This is a genomic window from Mycetocola saprophilus (assembly GCF_000718085.1).
Classification (GTDB): domain Bacteria; phylum Actinomycetota; class Actinomycetes; order Actinomycetales; family Microbacteriaceae; genus Mycetocola; species Mycetocola saprophilus.
This window is the reverse complement of record NZ_JOEC01000002.1, coordinates 491663-507835: the sequence shown is the minus strand read 5'-3', so window position 1 is coordinate 507835 and position 16173 is coordinate 491663. Positions and strand designations below refer to the sequence as shown.

Here is a 16173-nt window from a genome sequence, read left to right as displayed (position 1 = left end):
GCCAAATGCGCGACCGATTCGGCCCTGTCGGAGGGACCTGTCTACTCTGGAAGGAGATATGAGCAGCGCACCCACCCTCAGCCCCACCCCCACCGCCACGGCGGCCGGACGTTTTCACCTGCCCGGACTCGACGGTCTGCGGGCCATCGCCGTGATCCTGGTGATCGTGTATCACGCGGCCCCGGCCCTGGCCCCCGGCGGGTTTATCGGGGTGGACATGTTCTTTGTGATCAGTGGTTTCCTGATCACCACGCTGCTGCTGCGCGAGCATGCCGGTACCGGACGGATTCGGCTGGGTCGCTTCTGGCTGAGGCGTGCGCGCCGGCTCCTGCCCGCGCTGGTCCTCGTGGTGGGAACCGCCACCGCGCTCGCTCCCCTGATCCACGGTGATCTGCTGGTGGGCTTGCGCACGCAGGTCCTCGGCGCGGCCACATTCGCCTATAACTGGGTCGCCCTGGCCACCGGAAACGGCTACTTCGACACCACGACCCCCGAGCTGCTGCGGAACCTCTGGTCGCTCTCGGTCGAGGAACAGTTCTATCTGATCTGGCCGATTCTGCTGCTGGCGCTGCTGCTGATTCGTCGGCCCTGGCTGCGCGTGGGCCTGCTGGCCGCGGGCACGCTCGCGGGGATGGGCTGGATGTGGGCCCTGACCGCGATGGGCGCAAACGTCACCCGGATCTACTACGGCACCGACAGCCACAGCTTCGGCCTGCTGATCGGGGCCACCCTCGCGGCGGCCCTGGTGGCCCAGTCCCGTGCACCCCTGGACGCTCTTCGGCGGATGGAACGTTCGAGTTGGCAGCGTGACCTGGTGGGCATGATCGCACTGTCCGCGATCGCGATTGCCGTCTGGGGACTGCGGGAGAGCGGTCACGCGACCTTCCGCTGGGGCCTGCCGATGGTCTCGGTCCTCGCCGTGCTGCTGGTGTGGTCGGCCATCTCCGGGGGCATCTGGTCCCGGGTGCTGGATATGGCGCCCCTGCGCTATATCGGTGCCCGCTCCTACGGACTCTACCTCTGGCACTGGCCGCTGTTGGTCCTGCTGATCGCCGCGTTCCCCGGCCAGGCCACCACCGGTGCGCCCTCGCCGCTGCTCGCACTGGTCGCCATCGCGCTCACGGTGGTCCTCGCGATTCTCTCCTATCGCTTTGTCGAGAACCCGATTCGTAAGCTGGGCTTCCTTCCCTACCTGCGCGCGCTGCACGCCCGCATCTGGCGATTCCCCAAGCCGCGGATCGTGATGGCCTCGCTGGTCACTATCGCCGCCCTGGCCGCCGGCGTGGGGGTGTCCGGTCTGGTGTTTGCCCCGACCCAGGGCAGCGCCCAGCAGCTGATCGAGGAGGGGGCGCAGAGCCTCAAGTCCGGCTATCCGGGCCCGATTGCCCCGAAGCCCACGCTCACCCCCGAGGGGCTAGCCGACGGCTCCGAGATGAGCGCGATCGGCGACTCGGTGATGCTCGCGGCGGCACCCTCCCTGCAGGAGGCGTTCCCGGGCATCGCCGTGGATGCGGCGGTCTCGCGCAACATGAATGCGGGCCTGGATCTGATTCAGGAGCAGGCCTCGGCCGGTCTCCTCCGCCCGGTTGTGGTGGTGGGACTCGGCACCAACGCCACGATCAGTGGCCCCCAGCTGGATCGACTCGCCGGAATCGTGGGGCCCAGCCGTCACCTGGTCCTGGTGAACGCCTATGCGCCGCGACCGTGGATCGCCGGAGTCAATCAGACCCTCGCCGACTACGTGGCCGGGCACCCCCGGGTGGGGCTCTGCGACTGGGCGACGGCGATCGATCCCCAGGCGGGTGACCTCCTCGCCTCCGACCGCATCCATCCGGGCAGCCGCGGCGGGGCCCTCTACGCGGCGACCCTGCACACCACCCTCCAGAACCTGGCAAAATCCGATGGTCCGCCCGAGGCTCCGTCCTACCGACGCCACGAGCCCGCCCACCCCTAGCCCCGCGGCCGGTCTCGCCCGCCGTCTTCCGGGGCGGTGCTTTCCGGCCCGCCGTCGGCTGGTCAGCGATCGATCCCGCCCGATTCCGTCTAATACTCCCGAATAAAGACCGTGGTCTCCCCGACGCTGGCAAACCCCAGCCCCGCATACAGGGTGTTGGCACCGGTGGGGCTGGCCGAGTCGACCTCGAGGATCACCGACGGCAGATCCCCCTCGACCCCGGCGTTCAGCAGGTGGGTGAGCAGCGCGGGGGCCAGCCGGCGCCCGCGCCAATCGCGAATCACGCCGACCAGCTCGATCAGCGCGTCCTCGGCCGGTTCGGTCACCGTGCTCAGCGCGAAGCCCACCACCCGTTCCTGTTTGCCCCCATCATCGTTGGCCAGGGCCACAAACGACAGATCTCCGCGGAAGTGGCCGCCGCGAACCAGCCGGTTCCAGCGCTCCTTGGTGTTGGGTTGGGACCCCCAGTTATCGCGGAAGGCATCGTTGCGGGCGATCCGGGTGCGGTCGTAGTACTCCTCGGTACAGTTGACGATCCGCACCCCCTCGGGCGGGGCCAGCGGGGTGACCGGCGCGCCCAGCGGATGCCGCATCTCCTGGTAGTAGCGCTCCGGCACGAGTCCGTGGGTGCGTGCCAGCGCCTGCAGCGCCGGGTTGTGCGCATCCGCGTAGAGCATGCTCCAGCCGGGGAGACCGAGGTCGTATTCGGCAAGCTGCTCGGCCGAGCGCGCCAGCTGCCAGGCCAGCACCTCGCCGCCGATCCCGCGCCCCCGCCAGAGCGGATGTACGGCCCCAAACAGATATGACTGCACCCGTGTCGCATGCCCGCCGGCGACCACGCACAGCGCGTGGGCCACGTACTCGCCGTTCTCGGCCAGGCCCACCAGGGTGTCCCGGGTCGGGTCGACGTTCGAGGTTTCAAACGTCTCGGTGATCGCCGAGCGTGGGCTCAGTCGTTCGGGACTATCGATCTCGTCGGCGGCCCGCTGGAGCCGCCAGATTGCGTCGATATCCTCGGGTCCGGCCGCGCGCCAGGTCACCACGTCCGGGTGATTCGGCACCGGTACTGCGGGGCGCTCCGCCAGGCGGTCACGCAAACTCGGCTGTGAGCTCATGCCTTCAGGCTACGCTCGGCGGCGGGGATTTTCTAGGCCCCGAATGCGGTGTATCCGATCGTGCACCCGGTGCCGGCGGCTTCTTTATGTGCACCTTATGGATCGCACGTGCAGGATCGGCCGATAGCCTCGTGTCAGCAGGTTTCCAGCGAAAGGTCAGACGAATGCCCCTCCCCACCCCCGCCGAACGCAGGATTCTCGGCCAGGAGATGACCCGGATGATGATGGCCTATCGCTTTGGCCTGGACGAGATCTCGACCAAGATCAAGATCCTGCGGGACGAGTTCACCTACGTCCATGAGTACAACCCGATCGAGCATGTGAGCTCTCGGGTTAAGTCCCCGGCGAGCATCATCGACAAGGCCAAGCGTCGCGGCATCGAGCCCACCGTCGAGGCCCTGCGCCGCGAGGTCCGTGACATCGCGGGCATCCGCATCACCTGCAGCTTTGTCCCCGATATTTACACCGTCGCGGACCTGATCACCAACCAGCAGGACGTGACGGTGATCGAGGTGCGCGACTACATCAAACACCCCAAGCCCAACGGCTACCAGAGCCTGCACGTGCTGGTTGAGGTGCCGGTGTTCCTGTCCGATCGGGTGGAGTCGGTGCCGGTGGAGATCCAGATTCGCACCGTCGCGATGGATTTCTGGGCGAGCCTGGAACACAAGATCTACTACAAGTTCGAAAAGGATGTCCCCAGCGACGTCCTGGCCGAGCTCAAGGAGGCCGCCGAAACCGCCGCCGCCCTGGACCGCAAGATGCTCCGGCTGCGCGAGCAGGTCCGCTATATCGACGCGGCCACACCCTCCCTGCCCGAGCACACCTCGGCGCTGACCGAGGCCACCAATCTCAGCAAGCTCTTCTCTGGTCTCCTGGAGGAAACCTCGCGCGGCGAATAGACGCCGAGAACCCCGGTTAAACGGCGATGCCGCATCCCCGAAGGGATGCGGCATCGTCGTATTAAGAAGTCGAAGACTACTTGGTCTCCTCGGCGGCGGCTTCCTCGGCCACAACCTCGGTGGTCTCCTCGGCGACCACGGGGGTCTCCTCGGCGACGACCTCGACGGTCTCCTCGGCTACCGGAGCGGCAGCCTTCTCGGCGGCCGGCTTGGCAGCCTTCTTCTTCGGGGTGACGGGCTCGAGAACGAGCTCGATCACTGCCATGGGGGCGTTGTCGCCCTTGCGGTTCCCGATCTTGGTGATGCGAGTGTAACCACCGTTACGCTCCGCAACCTGCGGGGCGATCTCGGTGAACAGCTCGTGCACGATGCCCTTGTCGGTGATAACACCGAGCATGCGACGACGTGCGGCCAGGTCGCCACGCTTCGCGAAGGTCACGTAACGCTCTGCAACGGGCTGCAGACGCTTGGCCTTGGTGAAGGTGGTGGTGATGCTCTTGTGCTCGAAGAGCGCAGCGGCAAGGTTGTTGAGCAGCAGGCGCTCGTGAGCGGGACCGCCACCGAGGCGGGCGCCCTTGGAAGGCTTAGGCATGTTGAAACTCCAGTTAGAAAAAGGGTGACGTCGGCGAACCGACGGGAAGGTTAGTTAGCTACGTCGTCCTCGAAGCCCGAGTAGAAGTGAGCGCCATCGAACCCGGGAACCGAGTCCTTCAGGGACAGACCCATCTCAACGAGCTTGTCGCGTACCTCGTCAACCGACTTCTGACCGAAGTTACGGATGTTCATCAGCTGAGTCTCGGACAGAGCAACCAGCTCCGAGACGGTGTTGATGCCTTCGCGCTTCAGGCAGTTGTAGGAACGGACCGACAGGTCCAGGTCCTCGATCGGAATCGAGAGTTCGCTCGACAGGACAGCGTCAACCGGCGCGGGGCCGATCTCGATGCCCTCGGCTGCGGTGTTCAGCTCACGAGCCAGACCGAACAGCTCTACCAGGGTGGTGCCGGCCGAAGCGATGGCATCCCGGGGGGAGATGGCGGACTTGGTCTCCACGTCGACCACCAGGCGGTCGAAGTCGGTACGCTCACCGGCACGAGTTGCCTCGACGCGGTAGGTAACCTTCAGAACCGGCGAGTAGATCGAGTCGATCGGAATCTGACCGGCCTCGGAGAACTCGTTGCGGTTCTGACCGGCGGACACGTATCCACGGCCACGCTCGATGGTCAGCTCAAGTTCAAACTTGGCCTTCTCGTTCAGGGTCGCGATGACGAGCTCGGGGTTGTGAACCTCGACACCGGCCGGAGCCGAGATGTCGGCGGCGGTAACCTGACCGGCACCGGTCTTACGCAGGTAAGCGGTGATCGGCTCATCGTGCTCGCTCGAGACAACCAGACCCTTGATGTTCAGGATGATCTCAGTGACATCTTCCTTCACACCGGGGATGGTGCTGAACTCGTGCAGAACGCCGTCGAGACGGACGCTGGTAACGGCGGCTCCGGGGATCGACGACAGCAGGGTGCGACGCAGGGAGTTACCCAGCGTGTAACCAAAACCGGGCTCGAGCGGCTCGATAACGAACCGGCTGCGGAACTCGGAAATGTTCTCTTCGGTGAGCGTCGGGCGCTGTGCAATAAGCACTATTGGTTCCTTTCGGCTAAGTGTCCGCTATATGACACTTGCGTGTGCGAGGTTTTGACGTACAGTGCTGAATCCGCGGCCGAGCGGTTCGTGAGAACCGCTCGGCCACAGCCCAGGGAAGGACTAAACGCGGCGACGCTTCGGCTGGCGGCAACCGTTGTGAGCCTGAGGGGTCACATCGTTGATCGAGCCAACCTCGAGGCCTGCGGCCTGAAGCGAACGGATGGCGGTTTCGCGACCCGAACCCGGGCCCTTCACGAACACGTCAACCTTCTTCATGCCGTGCTCCTGAGCCTGGCGCGCGGCCGACTCTGCTGCCAGCTGAGCGGCGAACGGGGTCGACTTACGCGAACCCTTGAAGCCAACTCCACCGGACGAAGCCCAGCTGATAACCGCACCGGTGGTGTCGGTGATCGAGACGATCGTGTTGTTGAAGGTCGACTTGATGTGGGCCTGGCCCACGGCGACGTTCTTCTTTTCCTTCTTGCGCGGCTTGCGTGCAGCCGACTTAGTTGATGCCATTGTGAATGATCTCCTTAGGTCCTATGAGGGCGCTGGCAGGGCCTAGCGAGCCTTCTTCTTGCCGGCAACGGTGCGCTTCGGACCCTTACGGGTACGTGCGTTGGTCTTGGTGCGCTGACCACGGACCGGCAGGCCGCGGCGGTGGCGCAGACCCTCGTAGGAACCGATCTCAACCTTGCGGCGGATGTCGGCGGCGACCTCACGGCGGAGGTCACCCTCTACCTTGAAGTTCTGTTCGATGTAGTCACGGAGAGCGACGAGCTGCTCGTCGGTCAGGTCCTTGACTCGGATGTTCAGGTCGATCTCGGTCGCTGCAAGAGTCTGCAGCGAACGGGTGTGACCGACACCATAGATGTACGTCAGTGCGATTTCCACGCGCTTATCGCGGGGAATGTCAACGCCGGCGAGACGTGCCATGTTGGCTTCTCCTAGGAGTAGTGCGGAGGTGTGGGGCGAATCCGGGGTCCCGGGCCTCCGACCCGGGGTGTCCCTTCCACGAGGGAAGTTCTTGGAAACGCCTATATATTCTGTTACTGCTGTGGCCGCGCATTACCGCGGCCGGATGATCGGAAAACCGATCGAGCTTGATTAGCCCTGACGCTGCTTGTGGCGCGGGTTCTCGCAGATGACCATGACGCGGCCGTTACGACGAATCACCTTGCACTTTTCGCAGATGGGCTTAACACTGGGGTTGACCTTCACGGCAACTCTCTTTCGCTGTCCTCGTACCCGGAAAATCCCGGGCCGTTACTTACAGCACCAATGAAAGTATCGGCGCTGGTCTGGCGGAAATAGGCACGCCGAAACGCACACAAAATACCAAGGGTCAACACTACGGCATTTTCGGGCGTTTCGCCACCCGGGCGTTTCGCCCCGCCGACCCGTGCGGGCGAGGCGCGGAAAAGTTCCTAATCCGAACCGGATTCGCCACCCTCATCGCGGCCCCCGTGCACGGCGCGCAGCTGGGTCGGAGTCTGCTCCATGACCTGGTTCATCACGCGCCGCAGCTGGTTCGCCCCGGCAAATCCCGAGCGGATGGCCACATCATCAATCGAGACATCATCAAAGCGGCGATCCATCAGCATCGACACCGCGTGCTCGAGCCGGCGCTTGCGAATCACGTTGGAGACGTTTTCGCCGTAGTCGGAGTAGAGCCGCTGCAGCGACCGTGGGGACATCCCGTAGTGCGCGGCAATCGAGGACACCGAGAGGTCGGCCCGGGTGAAGTGTGCTCCGATGTAGCCCCGCACCACCGCGCGTTCCTCGGCCCGTCGGGTGGCCACCGAATCCTGGCTGGGCAGCGTGGCCACGAATACCTCGTTGAGCATCTTGGTGATCGTACGGCTCACCCGCAACTCATCCACCGGGGCCAGCGGAAAGGCCGCCGGACGCAGCAGCGCCTCGAAGAAGGAGGCGGTGGCCCCGTTGAACAGCTCGTCGCGTCGGATGTAGCGCATCTGACGCTCATCGGCCAGACCGGCCGGAAACAACAGCTCGCGATCCACGGTGATGGTCACATACCGGGTGCGCTCGGGCAGAACGATCTGGGCGGGGACGGTATCGAATCCGATCACCGCGTCCCCGGGCGTCAGCACCACGTGGCGGCCGCGCTGATCGATTTCCAGCCGACCCTCACGCACGAATGTGAAGCGCACCTTGTCCGGCGCATCGTAGTGATCGGTGGCCAGGGACACGTTGAGCGCGGTGGTGAGAATGCTCTGGATGCGGAAGTAGCCGATCCGTGCCACCCGGGTGCGCAGGTCAAAGTGTTCGGCGTCCCCGGTCGTGACCCCATCCGAGGCGGCGAGCATCGCCACCCCCTCGGGCCCAAAGTAGGCGCGGTCCGAGATGGAGTTATCGGCCGTGTGTGGACTCAGTAGTCTTTTTCGTGCCTCGCTCACGAGATCTCCCGTCCGGCGATGTCGCGGAGTTCATCACGCAGGCTGCGCGGTGCCGACTGGAACAGCCGCTGCAGCGAACGCGTGGACATCCCATAGTGCTCGGCGATGTTGGCCACCGAGAAGGAATCGGTACCTCGCTGGGTGGACGCGTATTCGAGAATCGCGTGGCGCTGTTCTTCGAGCCGCTCCTCGGGGGTGCGCGCGGCCTCGACGTAGCCGAGGTGGAGCTCCACCAGGAACGAGTCAAAGACGCGGCACAGTCGGGTGACCTGCTCGAGTCCCAGCGGGTAGAGGCGTGCCTCGAAAAGCCCCAGGAAAAAGCCGGCCATCCCCGAGGGGAGCAGCGCCGGGGCCACAACCTTACGCACGGCATGCGGAAACGAGATTCCGCCGGAGTCCAGCACGTCACGGTCCACCGCGACGGAGATGCCGCTCACGGATTCGACAACCTCGGCCAGATACGGCTGCCATCCGATGGCAATCGCGCTCTCACCGGCCACGAGCTCCACGGTCCTCCCGGCCTGGGTCAGCCGAAGCTTGCCACTGAGCACATAGATAAAAAGCATCTTCTCGTGGGTGTCCGGCGTCGCCGGACGATGCAGCAGGATCGGGGTCACCGCAAAGCGGCGAAACAAATATCCGCCGATGCGAACCGAATCCTGCGAGAACACGAAGTCCTCGGGGCGCTGCCCCTCCCCCAGTTGCATACCGGATGAGTGCGGAACGCTCTCAAATCCCAGGTATCGATGGTGCTGCAGCTGATTCGAGCCGCGCGTACCTAAATTCCAGATCTCCGTGCTGTCGGACATCTCTTCTCCCCCCTAGCCCGGCCGTGACCCGGCTAGCCCCCAGACTAGCGTTATAAAAACGGATGACACCAGCCCCCGCTGGTGTCATCCGATAAATCCGTACTACTTGTAGCGGTAGACGATCCGCCCACGCGTCAGGTCGTAGGGCGTCAGCTCTACGATTACGCGGTCCTCGGGCAGGATGCGAATGTAGTGCTGACGCATTTTGCCACTGATCGTGGCAAGGACCTTGTGTCCGTTGGTCAGTTCCACTCGAAACATCGCGTTGGGGAGGGCCTCTACAACCTGGCCCTCGATCTCGATGACGCCGTCTTTCTTGGCCATAGCCTCACTGTCACTCAGTATCGAAGTCCGATCGGCTCGTTCCGAGCCAGCGGGGCACTCATGCGCCCAAATCGGGGCACGCCGAAAGCGCACCAAGAAACAAGAATATGTCATTACGCGACGATGCGCCACCGCGCGTTATCATGCCGACCCTCATTTGGAGCCGAATGCGCTATCGGGTACGCGCCACCAGGGCGTTCACCAGGGACTCATTCAGCTCGGGCTGCTGGGTCACGGGCACCCCGTCCAGCGTCCGAATCGGGGCCGCCATCCGCACACTCGAGAGCAGCCAGGCGCCGTCGATCTCACTCAGCGTCTCGGCCGGGATCTGGCGGTACACGCAGGTGTATCCCTGGGTGCGCAGCCAGTCGAAGGCAGCATCCACCGTGGTGCCGGCCAGGATCGCCTCATCGCGCGGCGGCGAAACAAACTCCCCACCCACATAGATCAGCAGCGACGAGGTCGGCCCCTCCAGAGCGAGGCCTTCGGTCGAGATAAACAGAACGTCATCGGCCCCGCGAGACTTGGCCTCGCGCAGCGCCGCCATGTTGATCGCATAGGACAGGGTCTTGGCGCCGGCCAGCAGCCAGGGGGTGTGCTCGCTCGCGTGCACGGACAGGCCGCGTTCGAGCGAGACCACCGCGAGTCCGCTGTGTCGCTCGGGCAGATCCGCCGGCGCCTCCTCGGCGATCAGCCACGCGCTCGGCCCCTCCCCCGGCACACCGCGGGTCAGGCTCAGCCGGATCGACCCGGTTCCCTCGGCGGGCAGGGTGTCCGCGGCGATGGCCAGGGCCGCGCGCCACTGGCTCAGGTTGGGTGCCGGAAGTTCCAGCAGCTGCGCCGAATGGGCCAGCCGGGTGAGGTGGGCGGTCTCGGCCTGCACGGCACGGTTCCGGACGCCCAGGGTTTCAAAGATCCCGTCCCCGCGCACGATCCCCGCGTCACGCAGCGAGATGACCGCCTCGTCGGTGGGACGGACGGTCTGGGCGAACCCACCCTCGGGCTCGGGTGCATCGGCGGCCAGGGGCGAAAGAAAAAACACTGCGCTCATGCATTCACCATAAACCCGTGCCCCGCGCCGCGCACACAAAAACCCGGCCTCCCTCGAGGCCGGGTTTCGGTTGGGATAACGGCGGTGAGCCGCGGAGCCAGTCGGGGCGACTCAGATCCGGCAACGCGCCGCGGGCACGCCTAGCGAATCGGAGTCGGAGTGATCCCAAACGGTGCGAGCCCGGCGGCCCCACCATCTTCTGCGGTCAGCACCCAGATGCCGTCCCGGTGCACGGCTACGCTGTGCTCCCAGTGGGCGGCGGGCTCGCCATCGGCGGTGGTCACCGTCCACTCATCGTCCTGGATGATGGTGTCGATCTTGCCCCGAACCACCATCGGCTCGATCGCAACCACGAGCCCCGGGCGAACCTCGGGACCCTTCTCGCGTACCCGATAGTTGAAGACGGGCGGATCCTCATGCATGTCGCGGCCGATGCCGTGGCCCACAAAATCCTCGAGGATCCCGTAGTCGTGTCCGCCGCCCTGTGCGACGATGTGATCCTCGATCGCCGCCCCCACCTCGTTGAGGTGCTTGGCCGAGGCCAAACGGGCGATACCGGCCCACAGGGAGCCCTCGGTGACGTCGTTGAGCCGCCGCCGCAGGGCCACGAGCTCGGGATCGGCGAAATTGTCCAGCACGGTGGTGAAGGCGGAGTCGCCGTTCCAGCCATCCAGGATCGCACCGGAGTCGATCGAGAGAATGTCTCCGGGCTCTAGCGGGCGATCATTCGGGATGCCGTGCACCACGTCGGCGTTCACCGATGCACACACGGTATGCCGATAGCCCGGCACCAGCTTGAAGTTCGACGTACCGCCGGCCGCAATGATTGCGGCCTCGGCGATGGCGTCGAGCTCAAGCGTGGTGATGCCGGGCCGAATGGCCTCGCGCACGGCCGCAAGGGATGCGGCCGTGGCGAGACCCGGAGCGACCATCCGGCGCATCTGCTCCGGGGTCTTATAGATGTTTTTCCTGCGGAAGATCACGAACTACGCCGCGAGCAGGTCGCGCTCGCGCAGAACCTCGGTGATGCGAGCCAGCACATCGGCGATCGAGCCCACGCCGTCGACCTCGGCGACGATACCGCGCTCGCGGTACACGTCGAGGATCGGGGTGGTCTGCTCCTCGTAGATCTTCAGGCGGTTGCTGATGACCTCTTCGGTGTCGTCGCTGCGGCCCTGCTCGGCGGCGCGAGCCACCAGGCGGGTGATGCTCTCCTCGCGGGGAACAACCAGCTCAACAACCAGGTCCAGCGACTCACCGCGGGCGGTGAGGAACGCGTCCAGGTCGGCAACCTGAACCAGGTTGCGCGGGTAGCCGTCCAGCAGGAAACCGGCAGCGGCGTCCTCCTGGGACAGACGGTCGCGCACGACCTCGCCGGTCAGGGCGTCGTCCACCAGGTTGCCGGCTTCGATAACTGCCTTGATCTTGAGACCCAGTTCGGTCTCGCCACCAATGTTTGCCCGGAACATGTCGCCCGTCGAAATCGCGGGAATGTTCAGGAGACCGGCGATTTCGACACCCTGGGTGCCCTTGCCCGATCCCTGCGGACCAACAATGAGGAGACGGCTCAACGGAGTAACCCTTCGTAGTGACGCTGCTGCAGCTGCGAGTCGATCTGCTTGACCGTCTCCAGACCCACACCAACGATGATCAGAATCGAGGCGCCACCGAACGGGAAGTTCGCATTGGCACCAACCAGGCCGAGCGCGATCAGCGGGATCAGCGCGATCAGACCCAGGTAAACCGAACCGGGCAGCGTCACGCGGGTGAGCACGTAGTCCAGGTATTCGGCGGTGGGGCGGCCGGCACGGATGCCGGGGATGAAGCCCCCGTAGCGCTTCATGTTGTCGGCTACCTCTTCGGGGTTGAACGTAATGGCAACGTAGAAGTAGGTGAACCCAACGATGAGCATGAAGTAGAGAAGCATGTAGAGCGGGTGATCACCCTTGGTGAGGTAATCGTTGATCCAGGTGACCCAGGCGGCGGGGTCCTGACCGGCGGCGGGCTGGTTGAACTGAGCCAGCAGGGCGGGCAGGTACAGCAGCGAGGAGGCGAAGATCACGGGGACCACACCGGCCATGTTGACCTTGATCGGGATGTAGGTGTTGTTCCCACCGTAGGTACGGCGGCCCACCATGCGCTTGGCGTATTGCACCGGGATGCGGCGCTGGGACTGCTCCACGAACACAACCAGGGCCATGATGACGATACCCACGGCGATCACCATGAAGAAGATCTCCGGACCCTTGGCGGACCAGATCGAACCCATGGCGGCGGGGAAGGTGGCCGAGATCGAGGTGAAGATCAGCAGCGACATACCGTTACCGATACCGCGCTCGGTGATCAGCTCACCCATCCACATAATCAGACCGGTACCGGCGGTCATGGTGATGACCATCAGCAGTACGGCGTACCAGGTGTCGGTGGTCAGCAGGTTCTCACAGGCGGGCACGCCGGTGTTGCCAAACAGCGCACCGGTACGAGCCACGGTGATCAGGGTGGTGGACTGCAGCACACCCAGGAAGATCGTGAGGTAACGGGTGTACTGGGTCAGCTTGGCCTGGCCGGTCTGGCCCTCCTTGTAGAGGGTTTCGAAGTGCGGGATAACCACACGCAGCAGCTGGGTAATGATCGACGCGGTGATGTAGGGCATGATACCCAGCGCAAAGATCGAGAGCTGCAGCAAAGCACCACCCGAGAACAGGTTGATCAGCTCATACGCACCCGAGGTGGTCTGGTCCGATACCAGACAGGCCTGGACGTTTTTGAAGTCGACAAACGGCGCCGGAATGAACGAACCCAGCCGGTAGATCGCGATGATCCCGAGCGTGAATCCGATCTTGCGGCGAAGATCGGGAGTGCGGAAAATCCGCGCGACGGCACTAAACAAAAAACAGCCTCCTGGTTGCGTGCCTCACGGCGCGAACTCTGCTTACCTGCTGATGGACCCTACGAAAAAGGGCCCGATAATCGAATCTACTCGATTATCGGACCCAATTCGCAATTTCGGACCGAAATCCGCTCATTTTAAGCGGATTTCATCTGCCGAACTTAGTTAACCGAACCGCCTGCGGCGACGACCTTCTCCTGGGCCGAGCCCGAGATCTTGTCGACGGTGATGTTCAGCTTCACGGCGATCTCGCCGTTGCCCAGAACCTTCACCAGCTCGTTCTTGCGGACTGCGCCCTTTTCCACGAGGTCAGCAACGGTTACGTCGCCACCCTTGGGGTAGAGCTCAGCCAGGGTCGACAGGTTAACAACCTGGTACTCGACCCGGAACGGGTTCTTGAAACCACGCAGCTTCGGTGCGCGCATGTGCAGCGGGAGCTGCCCACCGGCGAAGCCGGGGCGTACCTGGTAGCGTGCCTTGGTTCCCTTGGTACCACGGCCCGCGGTCTTACCCTTGGAGCCCTCACCACGACCGACGCGGGTCTTGGCCTTCTTGGCACCCTCGGCGGGACGCAGGTGGTGAACCTTGAGGACCTGGGGACGCGCAGCGGTCTCCTCGGTCTTCTTCTCAGCTGCCTTGGCGGCCGGCTTCTTGGCGGCGGTTGCCTTAGCAGCCGGTGCCTTCTTCGCGGCGGGTGCCTTAGCGGCAGTCTTCTTCTCGTCGGCTACAGCCTTTTCCTCAGCCATTAGTCGACCTCCTCAACCTTCACGAGGTGAGCAACAGTGTTTACGTAGCCACGGTTCTGCTTGTTGTCCTCGCGGATAACAACGGCACCGATGCGACGCAGACCCAGCGAACGCAGGGTGTCGCGCTGGTACTGCTTCTCACTAATTTTGGACTTGATCTGAGTGATCTTCAGCTTGGCCATTAGGCACCTACCTTTGCGGCGGCAGCGGCGGCTGCGGCGCGAGCCTCAACCTGCAGCAGCTTCGCCGGAGCGATCTCGTCATACGACTTGCCGCGACGAGCTGCAACAGCACGGGGCTCTTCCAGCTGCTTCAGAGCGGCAACGGTCGCGTGAACGATGTTGATGGTGTTGCTGGAACCCAGCGACTTCGAGAGAACGTCGTGGATACCGGCGCACTCGAGTACGGCGCGAACCGGACCACCGGCGATAACACCGGTACCGGCAGCGGCCGGACGCAGCAGGACAACACCGGCTGCGGCCTCACCCTGGACGGGGTGGGGGATGGACGAACCAACGCGCGGGACGCGGAAGAAGTTCTTCTTCGCCTCCTCGACACCCTTGGAAATAGCGAGGGGAACTTCCTTCGCCTTTCCGTAGCCAACGCCTACCAGGCCGTTGCCGTCACCGACAACTACGAGAGCGGTGAAGCTAAAGCGACGACCACCCTTCACAACCTTGGACACGCGGTTGATGGTAACAACGCGCTCCAGGAACTGGCTCTTCTCGGCGTCACGGCTGTTGCGGTCGCGGCCCTGGCCACGCTCGCGTCCACCCTGACCGCCACGGCGGTTGTTGTCGCGGCCGTTGCCACGACCCGACTGGTCGGTGCCGGCAGCGGTCTCAACCGGCTTCTCGGCGACGGCTTCTTCAGTAGCCACGGTCTGCTCCTTGCTTGCCTCGGTCACAGGTTCAACCCACCCTCACGAGCTCCATCGGCGATCGCTGCAACACGACCGGCGTAGCGGTTACCGCCACGGTCAAATACAACTTCTTCGATGCCGGCGGCCTTGGCACGCTCAGCAACCAGCTCACCAATCTTGCGAGCCTTAGCGGACTTGTCGCCCTCGAAGGTACGCAGGTCGGCTTCCATGGTGGAGGCCGAGGCCACGGTGTGGCCCTTGCTGTCGTCGATCACCTGAACGAACACGTGACGTGCCGAACGGGTAACGACCAGGCGCGGACGCAGCTCGGTGCCGACGACCTTCTTGCGCAGACGAGTGTGGCGACGCTTACGAGCGGCCGACTTTGACTTTACAGCCATGGTTACTTACCAGCCTTTCCGGCCTTGCGGCGTACGATCTCGCCGGCGTAACGCACACCCTTACCCTTATAGGGCTCAGGCTTGCGGATCTTGCGAATGTTGGCGGCAACCTCACCGACGGCCTGCTTGTCGATGCCGGCCACGGTGACCTTGTTGTTGCCCTCAACGGAGAAGGTGATGCCGGCCGGGGGCTCGACAACAACCGGGTGCGAGAAGCCGAGAGCGAACTCCAGGTTCGCGCCCTTCAGTGCAACACGGTAACCGGTACCAACGACCTCAAGGCCCTTGGTGTAACCATCGGTGACACCGATGATCTGGTTGTTGATCAGGGTACGGGTCAGGCCGTGCAGCGAACGCGAGTCGCGCTCGTCGTTCGGACGGGTAACCAGAACCTGGTTCTCCTCGAGTGCAACCTCAATCGGGTTGGCCACTACGAGGCTCAGCTCTCCCTTGGGTCCCTTAACCGCGACGTTCTGGCCGTCGATGGCTACGGTGACACCCGCGGGGATCTGAATGGGAAGTCTTCCAATACGCGACATGTCGGATTACCACACGTAGGCGAGAACTTCTCCGCCCACGCCCTTCTTCTCGGCCTCACGGTCGGTCAGCAGACCGGAGGAGGTGGACAGGATGGCAACACCGAGGCCGCCAAGAACCTGAGGAATTTCGGTGGACTTTGCGTATACGCGCAGGCCCGGCTTCGAAACTCGCTTGATGCCGACGATCGAACGCTCACGGTTGGGGCCGTACTTGAGGTCGAGGGACAGAGTCTCACCCACGCGGGCGGCCTCCACCTTCCAACCAGCAATGTAACCCTCGCGCTCGAGGATGGATGCGATGTTCTTCTTGAGCTTGCTGCTCGGCATCGACACGGAGTCGTGGTGTGCCGAGTTGGCATTGCGCAGTCTGGTCAGCAGGTCTGCGACCGGATCTGTCATTGTCATGTTTAATTTTCCTTTAAACACCAGGTTTCGACTGCCGTTACACGACAGGCGACCTGTGGTGGGAGGGTGCCGCGGCTGCGAGCACCCTAAGTACCGCCCGAAAACGGGCGCGGTGCA

Annotated in this window: 21 protein-coding genes; 2 read left to right on the top strand and 19 right to left on the bottom strand. The window is 64.0% G+C overall.

The window, feature by feature from the left end; translation table 11 throughout:
• The first annotated feature begins 58 nt into the window (after positions 1-58).
• Positions 59-1954 carry an acyltransferase family protein gene (locus IE92_RS0108225; protein ID WP_051701686.1) on the top strand — a complete coding sequence of 632 codons (1896 nt, stop codon included), beginning with the start codon at positions 59-61 and terminating at the stop codon, positions 1952-1954.
• Between the two features lie 89 nt (positions 1955-2043).
• Here IE92_RS0108225 and IE92_RS0108220 read toward each other — a convergent pair whose 3' ends face one another.
• Complete coding sequence (locus tag IE92_RS0108220) at positions 2044-3069, bottom strand: GNAT family N-acetyltransferase (protein WP_030148019.1); 1026 nt, start codon at positions 3067-3069, stop codon at positions 2044-2046.
• Positions 3070-3233: 164 nt separating this feature from the next.
• On the opposite strand from IE92_RS0108220, the gene IE92_RS0108215 reads away from it, so the two are divergent.
• Entirely contained in the window at positions 3234-3971 is a 738-nt protein-coding gene (locus tag IE92_RS0108215) for a GTP pyrophosphokinase (protein WP_030148018.1), read from the top strand.
• A gap of 76 nt (positions 3972-4047) precedes the next feature.
• On the opposite strand, the gene rplQ is transcribed toward IE92_RS0108215, so the two are convergent.
• The 18 genes from rplQ to rpsH all read right to left on the bottom strand — a co-directional run bounded on the left by rplQ (position 4048) and on the right by rpsH (position 16056).
• The gene (rplQ, locus tag IE92_RS0108210; protein ID WP_030148017.1) at positions 4048-4563 is read right to left on the bottom strand and encodes a 50S ribosomal protein L17; all 516 of its coding nucleotides are present in this window, start codon (positions 4561-4563) and stop codon (positions 4048-4050) included.
• A 50-nt stretch (positions 4564-4613) separates the two neighbouring features.
• Positions 4614-5606 carry a DNA-directed RNA polymerase subunit alpha gene (locus tag IE92_RS0108205; protein ID WP_030148016.1) on the bottom strand — a complete coding sequence of 331 codons (993 nt, stop codon included), beginning with the start codon at positions 5604-5606 and terminating at the stop codon, positions 4614-4616.
• 123 nt (positions 5607-5729) lie between these two features.
• Entirely contained in the window at positions 5730-6128 is a 399-nt protein-coding gene (gene rpsK / locus IE92_RS0108200; protein ID WP_030148015.1) for a 30S ribosomal protein S11, read from the bottom strand.
• Between the two features lie 42 nt (positions 6129-6170).
• The gene (rpsM, locus tag IE92_RS0108195) at positions 6171-6545 is read right to left on the bottom strand and encodes a 30S ribosomal protein S13 (RefSeq protein ID WP_030148014.1); all 375 of its coding nucleotides are present in this window, start codon (positions 6543-6545) and stop codon (positions 6171-6173) included.
• A gap of 171 nt (positions 6546-6716) precedes the next feature.
• On the bottom strand, positions 6717-6830 hold the full coding sequence (gene rpmJ / locus IE92_RS0108190) for a 50S ribosomal protein L36 (RefSeq protein ID WP_030148013.1): 114 nt from the start codon (positions 6828-6830) through the stop codon (positions 6717-6719).
• Positions 6831-7036: 206 nt separating this feature from the next.
• The gene (locus IE92_RS0108185; RefSeq protein ID WP_156027469.1) at positions 7037-8029 is read right to left on the bottom strand and encodes an AraC family transcriptional regulator; all 993 of its coding nucleotides are present in this window, start codon (positions 8027-8029) and stop codon (positions 7037-7039) included.
• Positions 8026-8838, bottom strand: coding sequence for a cupin domain-containing protein (locus tag IE92_RS0108180; protein WP_030148011.1), 813 nt, complete (start codon positions 8836-8838; stop codon positions 8026-8028). Before IE92_RS0108180 ends, IE92_RS0108185 begins: the two co-directional genes overlap by 4 nt.
• A gap of 102 nt (positions 8839-8940) precedes the next feature.
• On the bottom strand, positions 8941-9162 hold the full coding sequence (gene infA, locus IE92_RS0108175) for a translation initiation factor IF-1 (RefSeq protein ID WP_030148010.1): 222 nt from the start codon (positions 9160-9162) through the stop codon (positions 8941-8943).
• Between the two features lie 172 nt (positions 9163-9334).
• Positions 9335-10213 (bottom strand): aminotransferase class IV, encoded by an 879-nt coding sequence (locus IE92_RS0108170; protein WP_030148009.1) that lies wholly within the window; start codon positions 10211-10213, stop codon positions 9335-9337.
• A gap of 140 nt (positions 10214-10353) precedes the next feature.
• The gene (map, locus tag IE92_RS0108165; RefSeq protein WP_051701687.1) at positions 10354-11154 is read right to left on the bottom strand and encodes a type I methionyl aminopeptidase; all 801 of its coding nucleotides are present in this window, start codon (positions 11152-11154) and stop codon (positions 10354-10356) included.
• Between the two features lie 45 nt (positions 11155-11199).
• Positions 11200-11784, bottom strand: coding sequence for an adenylate kinase (locus tag IE92_RS0108160; protein WP_030148007.1), 585 nt, complete (start codon positions 11782-11784; stop codon positions 11200-11202).
• Complete coding sequence (gene secY, locus IE92_RS0108155; protein WP_030148006.1) at positions 11781-13103, bottom strand: preprotein translocase subunit SecY; 1323 nt, start codon at positions 13101-13103, stop codon at positions 11781-11783. The genes IE92_RS0108160 and secY overlap by 4 nt, the downstream gene beginning before the upstream one ends.
• Before the next feature lie 161 nt (positions 13104-13264).
• Positions 13265-13849, bottom strand: coding sequence for a 50S ribosomal protein L15 (gene rplO, locus IE92_RS0108150; protein WP_081863945.1), 585 nt, complete (start codon positions 13847-13849; stop codon positions 13265-13267).
• Entirely contained in the window at positions 13849-14031 is a 183-nt protein-coding gene (gene rpmD / locus IE92_RS0108145) for a 50S ribosomal protein L30 (protein WP_030148004.1), read from the bottom strand. The genes rplO and rpmD overlap by 1 nt, the downstream gene beginning before the upstream one ends.
• Positions 14031-14756 (bottom strand): 30S ribosomal protein S5, encoded by a 726-nt coding sequence (gene rpsE / locus IE92_RS0108140; RefSeq protein ID WP_030148003.1) that lies wholly within the window; start codon positions 14754-14756, stop codon positions 14031-14033. Before rpsE ends, rpmD begins: the two co-directional genes overlap by 1 nt.
• On the bottom strand, positions 14753-15112 hold the full coding sequence (gene rplR / locus IE92_RS0108135) for a 50S ribosomal protein L18 (RefSeq protein ID WP_030148002.1): 360 nt from the start codon (positions 15110-15112) through the stop codon (positions 14753-14755). Before rplR ends, rpsE begins: the two co-directional genes overlap by 4 nt.
• A gap of 2 nt (positions 15113-15114) precedes the next feature.
• Complete coding sequence (gene rplF / locus IE92_RS0108130) at positions 15115-15651, bottom strand: 50S ribosomal protein L6 (RefSeq protein WP_030148001.1); 537 nt, start codon at positions 15649-15651, stop codon at positions 15115-15117.
• 6 nt (positions 15652-15657) lie between these two features.
• Positions 15658-16056: a 30S ribosomal protein S8 gene (gene rpsH, locus IE92_RS0108125; RefSeq protein ID WP_030148000.1), complete on the bottom strand. Its 399-nt coding sequence runs from the start codon at positions 16054-16056 to the stop codon at positions 15658-15660.
• Positions 16057-16173: the final 117 nt, after the last annotated feature.

Bases quoted from the DNA above. Each gene is read 5' to 3' on its own strand.
- IE92_RS0108225 (WP_051701686.1), top strand. From the start codon at position 59: ATGAGCAGCGCACCCACCCTCAGCCCCACCCCCACCGCCACGGCGGCC.
- IE92_RS0108220 (WP_030148019.1), bottom strand. From the start codon at position 3,069: ATGAGCTCACAGCCGAGTTTGCGTGACCGCCTGGCGGAGCGCCCCGCA.
- IE92_RS0108215 (WP_030148018.1), top strand. From the start codon at position 3,234: ATGCCCCTCCCCACCCCCGCCGAACGCAGGATTCTCGGCCAGGAGATG.
- rplQ (WP_030148017.1), bottom strand. From the start codon at position 4,563: ATGCCTAAGCCTTCCAAGGGCGCCCGCCTCGGTGGCGGTCCCGCTCAC.
- rpsK (WP_030148015.1), bottom strand. From the start codon at position 6,128: ATGGCATCAACTAAGTCGGCTGCACGCAAGCCGCGCAAGAAGGAAAAG.
- rpsM (WP_030148014.1), bottom strand. From the start codon at position 6,545: ATGGCACGTCTCGCCGGCGTTGACATTCCCCGCGATAAGCGCGTGGAA.
- IE92_RS0108180 (WP_030148011.1), bottom strand. From the start codon at position 8,838: ATGTCCGACAGCACGGAGATCTGGAATTTAGGTACGCGCGGCTCGAAT.
- infA (WP_030148010.1), bottom strand. From the start codon at position 9,162: ATGGCCAAGAAAGACGGCGTCATCGAGATCGAGGGCCAGGTTGTAGAG.
- IE92_RS0108170 (WP_030148009.1), bottom strand. From the start codon at position 10,213: ATGAGCGCAGTGTTTTTTCTTTCGCCCCTGGCCGCCGATGCACCCGAG.
- map (WP_051701687.1), bottom strand. From the start codon at position 11,154: ATGCGCCGGATGGTCGCTCCGGGTCTCGCCACGGCCGCATCCCTTGCG.
- rplO (WP_081863945.1), bottom strand. From the start codon at position 13,849: ATGGCTGAGGAAAAGGCTGTAGCCGACGAGAAGAAGACTGCCGCTAAG.
- rpmD (WP_030148004.1), bottom strand. From the start codon at position 14,031: ATGGCCAAGCTGAAGATCACTCAGATCAAGTCCAAAATTAGTGAGAAG.
- rplR (WP_030148002.1), bottom strand. From the start codon at position 15,112: ATGGCTGTAAAGTCAAAGTCGGCCGCTCGTAAGCGTCGCCACACTCGT.
- rplF (WP_030148001.1), bottom strand. From the start codon at position 15,651: ATGTCGCGTATTGGAAGACTTCCCATTCAGATCCCCGCGGGTGTCACC.
- rpsH (WP_030148000.1), bottom strand. From the start codon at position 16,056: ATGACAATGACAGATCCGGTCGCAGACCTGCTGACCAGACTGCGCAAT.